10 protein-coding genes and 3 pseudogenes are annotated in these 14,977 nt (G+C 66.3%); 5 read left to right on the forward strand and 8 right to left on the reverse strand.

Annotation, left to right across the window (positions count from 1 at the left end; genetic code table 11):
* The first annotated feature begins 7 nt into the window (after positions 1–7).
* Positions 8–862, forward strand: a complete 855-nt coding sequence (locus tag AC1D3B_RS07510) for a HoxN/HupN/NixA family nickel/cobalt transporter (RefSeq protein WP_478190041.1) — start codon at positions 8–10, stop codon at positions 860–862.
* Complete coding sequence (locus AC1D3B_RS07515) at positions 831–1,214, forward strand: nuclear transport factor 2 family protein (RefSeq protein WP_478190042.1); 384 nt, start codon at positions 831–833, stop codon at positions 1,212–1,214. Before AC1D3B_RS07510 ends, AC1D3B_RS07515 begins: the two co-directional genes overlap by 32 nt.
* Before the next feature lie 16 nt (positions 1,215–1,230).
* On the opposite strand, the pseudogene AC1D3B_RS07520 reads toward AC1D3B_RS07515, so the two are convergent.
* Positions 1,231–1,858 (reverse strand): annotated as a pseudogene (locus tag AC1D3B_RS07520) (biotin/lipoyl-containing protein); the annotation flags it as partial.
* On the opposite strand from AC1D3B_RS07520, the pseudogene AC1D3B_RS07525 reads away from it, so the two are divergent.
* A pseudogene (locus AC1D3B_RS07525) lies at positions 1,835–2,527 on the forward strand (GntR family transcriptional regulator); the annotation flags it as partial. The pseudogenes AC1D3B_RS07520 and AC1D3B_RS07525 sit on opposite strands and share 24 nt — an antisense overlap.
* Before the next feature lie 30 nt (positions 2,528–2,557).
* Here AC1D3B_RS07525 and AC1D3B_RS07530 read toward each other — a convergent pair.
* The gene (locus tag AC1D3B_RS07530) at positions 2,558–3,514 is read right to left on the reverse strand and encodes an enoyl-CoA hydratase/isomerase family protein (protein WP_478190043.1); all 957 of its coding nucleotides are present in this window, start codon (positions 3,512–3,514) and stop codon (positions 2,558–2,560) included.
* 256 nt (positions 3,515–3,770) lie between these two features.
* On the opposite strand from AC1D3B_RS07530, the gene AC1D3B_RS07535 reads away from it, so the two are divergent.
* Positions 3,771–6,674: a 2-oxoglutarate dehydrogenase E1 component gene (locus AC1D3B_RS07535; protein ID WP_478190044.1), complete on the forward strand. Its 2,904-nt coding sequence runs from the start codon at positions 3,771–3,773 to the stop codon at positions 6,672–6,674.
* Positions 6,559–7,113 (forward strand): LysR substrate-binding domain-containing protein, encoded by a 555-nt coding sequence (locus AC1D3B_RS07540; protein WP_478190045.1) that lies wholly within the window; start codon positions 6,559–6,561, stop codon positions 7,111–7,113. The genes AC1D3B_RS07535 and AC1D3B_RS07540 overlap by 116 nt, the downstream gene beginning before the upstream one ends.
* A gap of 10 nt (positions 7,114–7,123) precedes the next feature.
* Here AC1D3B_RS07540 and AC1D3B_RS07545 read toward each other — a convergent pair whose 3' ends face one another.
* The 6 genes and pseudogenes from AC1D3B_RS07545 to aceE form a co-directional block, all read right to left on the reverse strand.
* On the reverse strand, positions 7,124–7,483 hold the full coding sequence (locus AC1D3B_RS07545; RefSeq protein WP_478190046.1) for a COG4315 family predicted lipoprotein: 360 nt from the start codon (positions 7,481–7,483) through the stop codon (positions 7,124–7,126).
* A 143-nt stretch (positions 7,484–7,626) separates the two neighbouring features.
* Positions 7,627–7,803, reverse strand: a pseudogene (locus AC1D3B_RS07550) (LysR family transcriptional regulator); the annotation flags it as partial.
* Entirely contained in the window at positions 7,800–9,410 is a 1,611-nt protein-coding gene (locus AC1D3B_RS07555) for an MFS transporter (protein ID WP_478190047.1), read from the reverse strand. The gene AC1D3B_RS07555 and the pseudogene AC1D3B_RS07550, both read right to left, overlap by 4 nt.
* Before the next feature lie 19 nt (positions 9,411–9,429).
* On the reverse strand, positions 9,430–10,743 hold the full coding sequence (locus AC1D3B_RS07560) for an EmrA/EmrK family multidrug efflux transporter periplasmic adaptor subunit (protein ID WP_478190048.1): 1,314 nt from the start codon (positions 10,741–10,743) through the stop codon (positions 9,430–9,432).
* 23 nt (positions 10,744–10,766) lie between these two features.
* Positions 10,767–12,218, reverse strand: coding sequence for an efflux transporter outer membrane subunit (locus tag AC1D3B_RS07565; RefSeq protein WP_478190049.1), 1,452 nt, complete (start codon positions 12,216–12,218; stop codon positions 10,767–10,769).
* Positions 12,219–12,273: 55 nt separating this feature from the next.
* Entirely contained in the window at positions 12,274–14,943 is a 2,670-nt protein-coding gene (gene aceE / locus AC1D3B_RS07570) for a pyruvate dehydrogenase (acetyl-transferring), homodimeric type (RefSeq protein ID WP_478190050.1), read from the reverse strand.
* Positions 14,944–14,977 lie beyond the last annotated feature (34 nt).

Consider the following 14,977-nt stretch of genomic DNA (forward strand, 5'->3'; position numbering starts at 1 on the left):
TGCCCCCATGTCCAGCACGAACGCGCTCCCCGCAGATCTCCTCGGCGTCGCCGTGGTTGTCCTGCTCCTGGGCATCCGGCACGGCTTCGATGCCGATCACGTGGCCGCGATCGACGGGATGACCTGTCACAACAGCAAGGATCGGCCGGCACTGGCTCGCTGCTGCGGCGCCCTGTTCTCTCTCGGGCACGGCCTCGTGGTGGTGGCGGTCGCCCTCGGCGTGTCCTTGCTCGCTGACACCTGGCACCCACCGGCGTGGCTCGAAGCCGCCGGGGCCGGGATTTCGATCGCGGTCCTCGTGCTGGTCGGCGGCATCAACATTGCCGCCGTGCTTCGAGCGGCCGAGGGTGAACCCGTGCGCCTCAAAGGCTGGCGCACCGGCATGTTCGGTGGCCTGTTGCGCATGGGCCATCCGTTGACCGTGATGGCAGTGGGTGCCTCATTCGCGCTGTCGTTCGACACCTTCAGCCAGGCCGCCTTGTTTGCAGTGACGGCATCGCAGTTCGGAGGCTGGAGAGCGGCCCTCCTGCTCGGCCTGTTGTTCACCATCGGCATGGTGCTGACGGACGGCGTCAATGGCTACTGGGTCGCCCGGCTGCTGCGTCGTGGAGACCGGACCGCCCTCGTGGCCTCTCGCGTGATGGCCGTCACCTTGGTCAGCGCAAGCTTGCTGACTGCCGGGTTGGTGCTGGCGACCCTGATCGCGCCGACGGTCCGGGCCTGGGCGGAGGGCAAGGAGGTCTGGCTGGGGGTCACCATCGCGGCCCTGGTCTTTCTCGCGCTGGCGATCACCCAGCACCATGGCAAGCGGACTCCCGTGGAGGTCGATGATGGAAGCGCAGAACATTCGGATGGCTATTGATCGGCACTGGGCCGCCTCTGCCGCAGGCGATCAAGTCGCGGAACACGAGATCTATCACGACGACGCCGTGTGCACGTACCCACAGTCGGGCGAAGTCATCCATGGCCGGCACAACCTGCAAGCGCTTCGCAGCCACCACCCCGGCAAGCCGTCGGGGTTCGTGGTTCGGCGGATCGTCGGAGAAGGCAATCTCTGGGTCACCGAATACGCAATCGACTATGCGGGCAAGAGCGCGTTCACCGTGAGCATCATGGAGTTCCGGGACGGGAAGGTGTCCCGCGAGACTCAGTACTTTGCCGATCCCTTCGACGCCCCCGGTTGGCGCGCCCAGTGGGTCGAGAAGACGGGCTGAGGTCGACAGCTCCTGCTCAATGGATCTCCGCGATGCTCGTCCCGGCAGCGACGTAGGCGCCCTGCGCCGTCTTCAGCGCGATGCGTCCGGCCCGATGCGCCTTGACCTGCATTTCCATCTTCATGGCCTCCATCGAGCCGATCGGGTCTCCTGCCGAGACGGAGTCACCGTCGTCCACGCCCCACGAATGCAGCGTGCCGGAGATCGGTGCTGCGACCGATGCGGGATCGGCCGGAGCCGAAACAGCCGCACCGCCTTCACTCGCTGCGCCGTTGCCCGTTGCCGACGACAGGGCGCGCAACAGTTCGGCCGGCAGGCCCAGCGCCAGCCGGCGGCCATCGATCTCACCGCCGTGCGCACGAGCGCCGCTTCCGCCAGCGGCTCGGGCCGCACCGTCGCGGCCAGCGTATGTGCAAAGTCTGTTTCGATCCAGCGGGTATGGACCTTGAACGCATCGGCAGTGGCGAAGTCCGCGACGGAAGGGGAGGACCGACGGCACCCCGGATGCGGAACTCCTTGAGCGCGCGGCGGGCACGGGCGATGGCTTGCTCGCGCATGGAACCGGTGATGATGAGCTTGGCCATCAGCGAATCGAAAGTGCCCGGCACCGTCGAGCCCGACTGCACCACCTTGAGCCCGCGTCCGCCGCCGCCCAGCCGCAGACGCAGACGCTCAGCGAGCGCGTGGCCGAGCAGCTCCGCCTGAAGATCACCGAGGGGGAGTTCTCACCAGGCCAACGGCTGTCGGAGCAGGCATTGAGCGACGACATGGGCATCTCGCGCAACACGCTGCGCAAAGTGTTCCGCATGCTGACCAAGGACGGCCCGGTTAAGCACGCGCCCAATCGCGGGGTGTTCGTCGCGATCCCCAGCATCGCGTCGATCATCGACATCTACCGCGTGCACCGGCCCATCGAATGCCAGGCACTCGCGCAGGCCTATCCACGCCATCCCGCCAAGAAGAAGAAGATGCGCGAGGCGGTCGAGAGCTCGCTGCGCTGCCGCGCCGAGGGCGACTGGCTCGGCGTAGGCACCGCGAACATGGCCCTCCACATGGCTGTCGTCGAACTGGCCGACAGCGAGCGGCTCAACCAACTGTTCGCACCGGTGCTGGCCGAATTGCGGCTGGCGTTCGGCCATTTGCGAGATCCCGAGTTCCTGCACGTTCCGTACGTCGACATGAACGTGAAGATCCTCGAACTGGCGGAAGCCGGCGACTACACGGGCGCAGCCGCGGCGCTCAACGATTACCTCGTGCACTCCGAGCTCATCGTGCTGGCGGTCTATGCGCGACACATCAGCGACGCCGGCAGAGAGAAACGACGCGCGGAGTTCACGGACCGCTTACTTCGCGGCCGCCCCGAGCTTGCCGGTGTAGTCCGGCAGTCGCCTCTCGACGTCCGGATTGGTCTGCAGGCCCAGCTCCATCAGCTCGCCGATCCGCTGCTGCGCGGCCGGGCGCTTTACCGAGGTGAGGAAGGCTTCCCACTCGGCGCCGACCTGATCGTTCGGCGGCAGGTTGTTGAGGTTCACCAGGCCCTTGATGTCGGCGATGGACTGCTTGTCGAACCCGGCGATGCGGCGGGCCATCGTGTCGACGAAGGCGTCCAGTTCGGCATCAGGCAGCGCCCGATTGACGTAGCCGTAGCGCTCCGCGAGCTCGCCGTTGATGTCGCTGCCCGTCAACAGCACTTCCATTGCCCGGCCGCGTCCCATGAGACGTGGCAGGCGCGCCATCGGGCCGCCTCCGGGAACGAAGCCGGCGCCGATCTCGAACTGCGACAGCATCGCCTTCTCGCGGCTGGCGAAGCGCATGTCGCTGGCCAGGGACAACTCGCTGCCAACCCCGCTTGCGCGCCCACGGATCACAGCGATCGACACGACGGGCGCCTTGCTGATTCGCACGAGCATGTCCGGCAGTTGCGGCAGGCCGGTCGGACCCGGGGGCAGGCTCGTCGTGTCGGTCAGTGGCGGCACGAAGTCGTAGTGGGTCAGGAAGAAGTTCGGCACGTCGCTGTCGAACACCACGACCTTCAACTGCGGGTCGGCTTCGATCGCGGTCACGACCTTGTTCAGCTGCAGGGTCGTGTTCGGACCGTAGATGTTGAACGGCGGGTTGTGGAAAGTGACTCGCCAGTATTCGGGTGTCACGCGCGTCACGCGAACCTGGTCCTTGGCATCGGTGGCCGAACGAAGCTTCGCAGGCGGCGAAGCTGCCGCGGCGTTCTGTGCAGAGACAGGCGGCGCGTGGAAACCAATGCCGGCGGCAACAAGCATCGTGGCGAGCAGGTACGACTTCATGGTGAATCTCCAGGGCAGTTGCCGACAAGTGTGCGAGTTGCAGGGACGCGCGCCATCCCGCCGAATCCGGATCGAATCTTCAAGCGGAGGTCGAATCGCGGCCTGCAACCTCTGCCCTAGGCGAACGTGCGCCCGTTGATTCGCCGTGCAGTCATGGCCCGAAACAGTCGCAGATTGGCCGCCGCAAGCGGCATTCAGGAACGCGCGTCATGCGGCGCGAACCTAGACTTTCGTGAACCCGAAAAAGGTATCTCGCATGCTCAAGAGGAACCGCACCACCTCATTCCTGTATGGTGGCAACGCACCTTACGTCGAGGAACTCTACGAGGCCTACCTCGCGGACCCCGATGCAGTCTCGGAAGATTGGCGAGGCTACTTCGACGCCCTGCAGTCCATTCCGGCCGTCGATGGGTCCGACAAGAGCGATGTTGCACACCGCCCCGTCGTCGATCGTTTTGTGCAGTTGGCGAAGCAGGGACATTCGAACGCCGTCTCGTCAGAAGAGGTGACTCGCTTTGCCCGAAAGCAGGTCGCCGTCCAGTCATTGGTCACGGCCTATCGCATGGTCGGCACGCGCAAGGCGCGTCTCGACCCCCTGGCGTGGGCACCGACCGCGACCGTGCCGGATCTCTCTCCTTCATTTCACGGCTTGTCGCCAGCGGATCTCTCGACGAAATTCAGTCGCGGCGACACGTTCCTTTTCGACGATGACGTCACGCTGTCCGAACTCGCGGCGGCGCTGGAAGAAACCTACTGCGGGACACTCAGCGCTGAGTTCATGCATCTTGCCGACGCAGACCAGCGTCGCTGGTGGCAGTCGCGGCTCGAGTCGACGCGCGCCAAGCCTGCACTCTCCACCGGGAAGAAGCGGAGGATCCTCGAGCGACTTACCGCCGCAGAAGGCCTGGAGAGATATCTTCACACCCGCTATGTCGGCCAGACGCGCTTCTCGCTCGAAGGCGGAGAAACACTCATCGTGCTCCTCGACGAGCTGATTCAAGCGAGCGCATCGCATGGCGTGCGCAGCCTGGTCATGGGAATGGCGCACCGGGGACGACTCAACGTGCTGGTCAACACCGTGGGCAAGCCGCCGGAGGCGCTCTTCGATGAATTCGAAGGCCGCGACGACGCGTCGCTGCTCGCCGGCGACGTCAAGTACCACAAGGGCTACACCGGCCAGGCGCAGACCGGTGCGGGCCCCGTCGAAGTGCTGCTCGCCTTCAATCCCTCCCACCTGGAAGTCGTGAACCCGGTCGTGCAGGGAATCGCCCGCGCACGCGGTGAAGCGTTGAAGGACGCTGCCGCCGTCCTGCCAGTGGAGATCCATGGGGACGCCGCCATGGCGGGTCAAGGCGTCGTGATGGAGACACTGAACCTGAGCTACACGCGCGGACACGGCACGGGAGGCACCGTCCATGTCGCCGTGAACAACCAGGTGGGCTTCACCACATCGGACCCACGCGATGCGCGATCGTCTTTCTATTGCACCGACATCGCCAAGTTGATCGAGGCCCCCGTCCTGCACGTGAACGGCGGCGACCCGGAGGCCGTACTGAGGGCGGCGCAGCTCGCCGTCGAGTACCGGGCGACCTTCAAGCGAAGCGTGGTGATCGAGCTGGTCTGCTTCCGTCGCCACGGACATCAGGAGCAGGACACGCCAACCATCACGCAACCTCTGATGTACAGATCCATCTCGGCGCATCCAGGCTACAGGAGCCTCTATGCGGACCAGCTCATTGAAGAGGGCCTGATCTCTTCGCTCGAGGTCGAGAACCTCCAGCGCGTGTATCGCGAACGCCTCGACGCTGCCCACGCGAGGGTCGGCAACACTTCCGCAGACAACGGCGGACGCTCCACACCGCAGCCGCACCCACAACCGCAGCCCTCTCCAACGGACGTGGCGCGCGCCCCCAGCACGCCGCCGAAACTCGATCACTTGCGTGCGCTCGCCCGGCGGATCACGGAGATCCCCGTCGACTACAAGTTGCACCCGCTCGTGGCCAAGATGATGACCGCGCGCCGCGAGATGGCCTCCGGCCAACGGCCGCTCGACTGGGGAATGGGCGAGCACCTGGCGTTCGCCTCGCTGCTGTCGTCGGGCACCGATGTCCGTCTCAGTGGGCAGGACAGTGCACGCGGCACCTTCGGCCACCGTCATGCAGCCCTCCACAACCAGAACCGCGATCGTCGATCGGATGGCGTCTATGAGCCCCTCGCGCACCTCTCGGAATCACAGGGCCGGGTCACCATCACCAACTCGATACTCTCCGAGGCCGCCGTCATGGCCTTCGAGTACGGTTATTCCCTCGTTCGCCAGAACGCACTGGTGATGTGGGAGGCGCAATACGGCGACTTTGCCAACGGCGCGCAAGTCGTGATCGACCAGTTCCTGTCCGCGGGCGAGGCGAAGTGGGGGCAATGCAGCGGCCTCACCCTGCTCCTGCCGCATGGGCAGGACGGCCAGGGGCCGGAACACGCATCCGCACGCCTCGAGCGCTATATGCGACTCTGCGCGCAAGACAACATGCTGGTGTGCCAGCCGACCACGCCGGCCCAGTACTTCCACCTGTTGCGCAAGCAGGCCATGACGCCGAAACGCCGTCCCCTCATCGTGATGACGCCCAAGTCGCTGCTGCGGCATCCTGCTGCGATCAGTTCCCTTGACGAACTGGCCAGCGGTGAGTTCCGGGAAGTGCTCGGCGATTCAATGAACGGCAAGGCCGTCGCCGAGACAGTCGAGCGCGTGGTCCTGTGCACTGGCAAGGTGTACTACGAACTCGCCGAGCATCGACGAGCCAACGGCCTCCAGGACACGGCCATCGTGCGACTCGAGCAGCTCTATCCGTTTCCCTCGGCGCAGTTGCGAGTGCAACTCGCGCTGTACCCCCGCTGCAAGACCATCGTCTGGTGCCAGGAAGAAGCGGAAAACCAGGGCGCCTGGATAGCCGTCGAAAGAGCGGTGCGCGGACTGGCAGGCCGCTTGTCCTTGCAATATGCGGCGCCACCGGCGGCGGCATCGACGGCGCCGGGCCATCCGGCGGCGCATGCGTTGCAGCAGGCCGCGGTCATTGCCGCCGCATTCAAGGATCCCACCGCCGCGGCCATCGACGCGTCGGACCTTCAGGACGGTCCGCCGCGCGAGGCCATGGTGTCGGCGTAGTTGGCGGAGCGACACCCGCCGAAGCGGCTTCCGCGTAGGCACCGATGCCGGAGGAAACCCGCTCCGCCTCGAGCTGGCGCATCACCATCCGCTGACAAACTTCACCCAGGGGCAGCCCTCGGTCTGGGGATTCCAGGTCGACGGCAGGCCATTGGATGTCCCCATCCAGAGTCGCATGGACGCGACCGAGATTGCGCCTTTGATCGAAGTCGCGCTGCAAGGCTACGGCGTGCTCTACGTACCCGCCCTTCTGGTGCAGTCGCGCATCGACAAGGGCGAGCTGGAGCCCGTGCTGCAGGACAACGTCCGCAGCGACTTGTGGCTCTCGGCCACCTATTTACAGCGACGCTACAACAGTGCCGCGCTGCGTGCCTTGCTGGACTTTCTTTCGTCGCGGAGCAAGAGCTTCGGCAAGGCTGCGAGGCCGCGCACGCACTGAGCCAGCTGAGCTACGGCCGCACCAGATGCCACGTCCCGGCACGGAAGCCGTCGCCTGTTCGGTCGCCAGGCTTGCCGTCGTTCGCCCAGAGGTACAGCGGCCTGCCCTTGTATGCCCACTGCCTCTTGCCATCGTCACGGACTATGAGCGTGTACTCTCCAGTGGGCTTGTCACTCTCCCCCGCCAGCAGTGGCGGCCAACTCAGAGTGCAGACGCCAACACACTGAATCTTCCCAGGAACCGAGAGGTCGTTGTCCCAAACATACAGAGTCATTCCTTTGGAATCGGCCAGAACGCCATCTACAACGCGCGGCTGGGCAAGGGCTGAAAACGCCAACACCGCAAGCACAGGGGATAGAAAGTTCTTCATGGAAGCTCCTTTCAAGCCGGCTGTAGAACCAGGCGCGGCAACTGAGCGCGTCATTCGGTGGAAACTATTTCCAAGTGCCTACCGCGCGTGCTCGACCCAAAATCATCGAGGGAGACTCCTGACGTTCAACTGACGCATCGAACCTCGGTGACAGACACGCCGCGGCCGTTGCGCAGGAGCAGTGTCTGGTGAATTCCGATCTCGAGCAGGCGAACCTGTCGATTCAATGAAGGCTGCGCCACGCCGAGCACCACTGTTGCCTTGCTGAAGCTGCCGTGTTCCGCCACGCGAACGAAGCTTTCCAGGTGTCTGAAATTCATCTCTCTCCATGAGCACGAATGGGCGGATTGGCCTGAAGCGCGCGCAGGCGGCACTGCCGCCATGCATGTTCCGCCAGCACGACAAGGAGGCACAGCCCCGCGAAGGCAGCGGTGCCGACGAAGTAGTCCGACACCGCCAGGAAGCTCGCTGCCTGCGCCAGCAGGTTGTTGATGGTGGCCGTGGCCATGTGGACGGCGCTTGCCGGGTCCGTGGTGGCGCCGTATCGCTCGGTGAGCACCCGCAGCGTGTCCTGCAGCGCGAGGCTCGGGGGAGCGAGCGATTCGCCCACCCGGGCGTAGTGCAGGCTGGTGCGCCACTGGATGAAGAGGGTAGCGACGCCCGTGCCCGCTGCCACGGCAAACTGGGCGAGCACATTCTTCACCTGGTTCGCATGCGAGAACACGGTCTCATCCTTCTGCACGTCGCGAAAGGTTTGCAGCGCCGTGGTGGAAAGCACCGCGATCACGAAGGCACTGTTGCAGAACAGCGCGGGCAGCACATGCGCCGCAGGGTCGGCCACTTCGCTCAGCCTGCCCAGCAGCGTGCCGCACAGCGCCAGCAACGAGAAGCCGAGCACGTAGTAGCGGGTGGGGCCCTGATTGCGCGGGACCAGTCGGGCCAGCAGGATCCACATCAGGACGCCGCCCAGCGCGCCGAGCGCCACATAGCGACCGATGATCTCCAGAGGCAAATTGAGGCCGCTCAACAGCAGCAGCGGAATCGCGGTGTTGTTTCCGCCCAGGAGGGCATAGCCGACACCGAAGGCGGCCAGCCCGACCAGGTAGCGGGGCTGCGACATCTCGCGAAGGCGCAGGGCCGGCATGTCGCGCCGCAACACCAGCCACACCGCGAGCGTCAGCACGGCGAGGCCGATCGCGACGTAGACGTAGAGCGGCTGGCGTTCGGAAAAGAAGTCGAAGCTGCTGCGCTGAAGCGCAAAGAGCAGCAGCGCGCTGCCGCCCGCCAGCGTCACGAGGCCGCGCGCATCGAATGGCGTGCGCACCGGCAGCGGCGTGCGAGGCAGGGCCATTTCGCCGAGCAGCGCGATCAGCGCCGCGGGCACCACCTGCGCAGCGAAAGCGAGGCGCCAGTTCTGCAACGACAGCGCCGTCGATGCCAGCAGCGGACCGCACACGCCTCCCCAAGCCACGCCGGAAGCAAGGAACCTGATGCCCGTAAATCGCTTCGGTGAAGGTGGCATCAGATTCACCAGCACGCGCGCGGCCGTGAAGAACGACGCGCAGCCCAGAGCCGTGACGAGCCGGCCGACGGTGAAGCCCAGGAGCGTGTCGCTCGTGGCGCACAAGACGGCACCGGCGCCGAACAGCAGGCTCGCGCCCCGCATGAACCAGCGCCAGCCGAGGCGTTCCACCAGCCAGCGGTGGGTGAAGATCATGCCGATGGCGGTGAGGGCATAGAAGGTGGCGACGAGGCTGTATTCCTCCGGGCTGGCGCCGAGGTCGCCCCTGATCGGCGCGGCATTGAATGCGTACACGCCGATCTGCAGGAAGTCGCTGAAAGGCAACGCACCGACCAGCATGAGAAGCGCGAGTTGACCGCGGCGCGAGGGCGCAGGTGAAGGGGACAGGATCGTGGCCGCGGGCATGGCGATCTCGCTACGGTGTTCAGTTGCGCGTGGGCGCGGACACGCGACGGATGTGGTCGCGCACAGCGGGGGATGCACCGGCAGGACGGCCCGCCCCAGCTGCCGTACCCACAGAGACGTTCTCGCCGATGATCCGCCGCACCGCCTCTTCGGCGGCAGGATCTTCGGCTTCGGACTGCGCAGTGATCGCGGCGGGCCGTGCGATTTCGCTCAATCGAGGCCCGTCGGCGCCGCGTGTCTCGACCGACACTTCGACGGAGAGGCCGATGCGCAACGGATGCGCCGCCACCTCTCGCGGGTCCAGCAGGATCCGGACCGGCACCCGCTGCACCACCTTGATCCAGTTGCCCGATGCGTTCTGCGCAGGCAGGAGCGCGAAGGCGGCGCCCGTGCCCGCACCGAGGCCCGCCACCATGCCGTGGTAGCGAACATCGCGGCCGTAAAGGTCCGATACCAGCGTCGCTGGCTGTCCGCTGCGGAGGTGGCGCAACTGCGCCTCCTTGAAGTTGGCGTCAACCCAGATGCCATCCAGGGGCACCACGGTCATCAGGCCGGCGCCCGCCTGCACCCGCTGGCCGACCTGCACGCTTCGTCGTGCGACCAGGCCGTCGACGGGCGCGCACACCTCACTGCGACGGAGCGCCAGATAGGCCTCGCGCACGCGCGCCGAGGCCCGCAGCACATTGGGGTGCCGTTCGACCGTGGTCCGGTCGGTCAACGAGAGATTCGCCGTGAGCTGTGCCTGCGCGGTCCGCGCTGCGGCCCGGGTCGAGGCGAGCGAGCTGTGCGCCGCGGCCAGCTGGCTGGAGGCATGCTCGAACTCCTCGCGCCCGATGGCGCCGTCCTGCACCAGCAGCTCGCGGCGCCGCACGTCGAGCTGGGCGCGCGCGAGTTCGGATTCGAGCCGTGCCACGTCCGCTTTCCGCGATGCGATCTGCGCGTCGAGCACGTCGTTGTTGGCATAGAGAATCCGCACCTCGCGCACCGTCTGCGCGAGCTGCGACTCGGCCTGGTCGAGCGCCACGCGCGCATCGGACGGGTCCAGGCGAACCAGAGATTGACCGGCGCGCACAAAGTCGGTGTCGTCCACCCGCACCGCCAGCACGGTGCCCGCAATCTGCGGCGTGATCTGGATGACGTTGCCCTGGACGTAGGCGTTGTCCGTGCTCACCGTGGACGCGAGACCGAAGTCCTGGGAGCCGATCAGCCCCAGCACGATGGCCAGGACCAGGCCGACGACGATCAGGACCGGCAGATCACGGGACCGGCCGGTGGCCGCCGGCGGCACGGGTCCGGACTGTGGGGGATCGGATGCGGCGACAGGAGTGTCCATGGCGTAAGTTCTTGCGACGATGGTCAGTGCACGGGCGTCTTGTCGGCGGACGCGACATAGCCGCCTCCCAGGGCGCGCATCAACTCGGCCTGGCCGTCGAGCGCGCGCGCCCGCAAGTCCGCGGCTGCCCGGCGCTGCGTGAGCACGCTCGTCTCCGCGCTCAGCACCACCAGGTAGGAGCCGACGCCTGCCTGGTAGCGTTGCACCGCAAGCCGATAGGCGCGCTCGGCGAATGCTTGCGATCGTGTCTGGTCTAGCTGCTGGCGCGCAATCGCCTGGAGCGCGCTGATCTGGTCTGCGGCGTCGCGAACGGCCTCAAGCACGGCGGCGTTGTAGGCGGCAATGGCGGCATCGAGATCGGCGGCCTTCGCGCGCTGGTTGGCGCGCAGCCGACCGGCATCGAAGATCGGCAGCCGGATGGCGGGGCCGATCCCGATCTGGCGGCTGCCGCTGTCGAACAGGCGATCGAGTCCCAGTGCGTTGAACCCTGCGAAAGCGACCAGGTTCACGCTCGGATAGAAGTCGATCCGTGCGACGTCGAGTTCGCGGGTCGCGGCTTCGGCGCGGCGGCGGGCCGCGTCGATGTCGGCACGGCGCCCGAGCAGGTCGGCCGGCACGTCGTCGGGCAGTGCCTGAGGCTGCAACTGCGCGATGTGCGGCTGCAGTTCGGCAAATATGTCGATGGGCTGCACTGTGAGCGCGGCGAGCGCATGGCGGCGTCCGGCGATTAGCTCGTCCAGCGCGTCGATCGTCTGGCGGGTATCGGGAATCGCGCCCTCGGCTTGCTGCAGTTCGACGGCCGTGTCGAGCCCGGCGTCGGTACGGCGGCGGACCAGCGTCAGCACTTCCGCGCGCTGATGGAGGGTGCGCTCGGCCACCTCGCGCAATGCGATCAGTCGCGCGAGCTGGACATAGGTGCGCACGACCTGCGTGGACAGCAAAAGGCGGGCCATGGCCGCGTCGGCCTGCACCGCCCGTGCCGTGCCCAGCGCCGCGTCGAAGGCCGCGCGGTTGCGGCCGAAGAAATCCAGTTCCCAGGCCATCGCCAGCTGGGCTGTTCCGAGGTTTTGCTGCGTGCCCCCGATGCTCGGCGGGAACAGCGCATGCTCCGGGAAGCGTTGGTACACGTTGTCGAAGCGGGCAATGACCAGCGGCCAGTTCTCGGCATCGACCCGGTCGGCCACGGCGTTCGCACGCCGCAGGCGGGCGTCCGCGATGACGAGGGAAGGGTTGTCCTTGACGGCCTTGTCGACGAGTGCATCGAGTGTCGGATCGCTGAACACACGCCACCATGCTTCGTCGACCGGCGCCGCGACCGCATCCGGATGAAGCCCGACGGCGGCCCCGTCGAGTTCCGCGACCGGTGGCGGCAAGTGGGCGGGCAGCGCGCACCCGGCCAGCCACAGCGCGCCTGCGGCAGCCGCGGCGCACACACGGGCGGAGCGGGGCGTCGAAAGTGGAAGTGAAGCATTCATCGCTGGGCTCGTCATGCCCGGGCCTGCCTGCGCGTCCCGCGGTCGCAGAACCACCTCAGGGCAGCGCCGCCGATCGGGCCTCCGTGTCGATCGCATACAGCGCGATCGCACGGGCCGCTTCCGACGCGGGTAGCGCGCCGTCATCGGCCAACGCCTTCAGGGCGGCGAGCACGATATGGCGGCGGTCCACCTCGAAGAACGAGCGAAGCGCTTCGCGTGTGTCGGAGCGGCCAAAACCGTCGGTACCAAGCACCACATAGCGTCGATCCGTCACGAAAGGCCTGATCTGATCGGCGACAGCCTTCATGTAGTCGGTCGCCGCCACCGCCGGGCCCTTGTGGGAAGACAGGCTCTCCTCGACAAAGCACTTGCGCTGCTCCGCCATCGGATGCAGCCGGTTCCATCTTTCGGCCTCCATCCCGTCACGGCGCAATTCCGAGTAGCTCGTGACGCTCCAGACGTCCGACGTCACGCCGAACTCGCTTTCAAGCAGTTCGGCGGCAGCCAGGCTTTCGTTGAGGATCGAGCCGCTTCCGAAGAGTTGCACGTGAGCCTTCCCCAGCCCCGCATCTCCGGCGCGAAGGCGATACATCCCCTTGATGACGCCCTCCTCCGCGCCTGCGGGCAACGCGGGGTGCCTGGTCTTCTCGTTGACGAGGGTCAGGTAGTAGAAGACGTCTTCCTCCTCCTCGTACATGCGACGCAGGCCGTCTTGCACGATCACGGCGATCTCGCCCGCGAACGCCGGGTCGTAGGAGATGCACGAAGGGATGACCGACGCAAGCAACTGGCTGTGGCCGTCGTCGTGCTGCAGCCCCTCGCCTTCCAGCGTCGTTCTTCCCGCGGTCGCACCCAGGAGGAACCCGCGCGCGCGAATGTCCCCCGCGGCCCAGGCCAGGTCGCCGATGCGCTGGAACCCGAACATGGAATAGAAGATGTAGAACGGCACGGTGGCATAGCCGTACGTGCTGTGGGCCGTGCCGGCGGCGATCCACGACGACATCGCGCCCGCCTCGTTGATGCCCTCCTGCAGGATCTGGCCCTTGCGCTCCTCCTTGTAGAAGCTGAGCTGGTCCGCATCCTGCGGTGTGTAGAGCTGCCCCACATGCGAGTAGATGCCGACCTGTCGGAACATGCCGTCCATGCCGAAGGTGCGAGATTCGTCGGGCACGATGGGCACGACGCGCGGACCCCAGGCCGGATCGCGAAGGAGTTGCGCCAACACACGCACGAAGGCCATGGTGGTCGAGAACTCCCTTTCTCCGCTGCTCTTCATGTGGGCGCTGAACGCCTCCCGCGGCGGTGCGGCCAACGAACCGGACCCTCTGCGCCGGAGGGGGAGGAAACCTTTCGCCCGTTCGATCCCCGCCTGGAGATAGGCCTGCTCGGCGCTCCCCGCAGGCGGCTTGATGTAGGGAATCTCCTCGAGCATCTCGTCGGCAACCGGGATGGCGAACCGGTCCCGGTAGGCCCTGACCGCCGGGTCCGCCAGCTTCTTCAACTGATGATTGGTGTTGGCGGCTTCTCCCGCTTCGCCCATGCCGTAGCCCTTGACCGTCTTCGCGAGGATCACGGTCGGCTGCCCCTGATGCTTCATGGCCTGCGCATACGCGGCGAACACCTTGACCGGGTCGTGCCCTCCGCGGGTCAGCTCACCGATCTGCTGGTCGCTGAGATGGGCCACGCGACCGAGAAGGACCGGATCGGCACCGAAAAAATGCTGCCGCACGAAGGCACCATCGCGGGCCTTGAAGACCTGGTACTCGCCGTCGACGCACTGCATCATCCGGCGACGAAGGCGGCCATCGTGATCCTCCGCCAGCAGCTTGTCCCAGCCGGTTCCCCAGATGACCTTGATGACGTTCCATCCGGCGCCCCGGTAGACGCTTTCGAGCTCCTGGATGATCTTGCCGTTTCCACGGACCGGTCCATCGAGTCGCTGCAGATTGCAGTTGACGACGAAGATGAGGTTGTCGAGTTTCTCGCGACCCGCCATCGCCACCGCCGCCAGGGTCTCGGGCTGGTCCTGCTCGCCGTCACCCAGGAATCCCCAGACCTTGCGTCCTTGCGCAGGAACGAGCTCCCGGTCTTCGAGGTATCGCATGAAGCGCGCCTGGTAGGCGGCCATCAACGGCCCCAGGCCCATCGACACAGTCGGGAACTGCCAGAACTCCGGCATCGTCCGTGGATGCGGATAGGACGCGAGACCGCCGCCCGCGACCTCGCGCCGGAACCGATCCATCTGCGCTTCCGACAGCCGTCCTTCCATGTAGGCCCGTGCATAGATGCCGGGTGACGAGTGGCCCTGGATGTACAGCATGTCGCCGCCGAAATCTTGCGTCGCGGCACGAAAGAAATGCCGGAAGCCCGTTTCGTACAAGGTGACTGCGGACGCATACGTCGCAATGTGGCCGCCGACGCCCGAATGCTTACCTGCGCGCAGGATCAGCGCCATCGCGTTCCATCGCAGATAGGCATCCAGCCGGGCCTCAATCTGTTCGTTTCCCGGGAACGGCGCCTGCTCACGCGTGCCGATGCTGTTGACATAGGGCGTCGTCGTTGCGGCCACGTAATTGCCGCTGCCCAGTTGGTCCTGCTCGAGCAACTGGTCCAGCAGGTAATGCGTGCGCCCGCGTCCTTCATGCGAGAGCACCGCCTCCATCGATTCCAGCCACTCCTGGGTCTCCTGCGGATCCGCATCCGCTGCTTCGGTCAATCGGTCCATCATCTGTCCTTCTTTGTCGGCGCGCGCCGCGAAG

The sequence above is a fragment of the Variovorax sp. P5_A3 genome, from assembly GCF_056400665.1.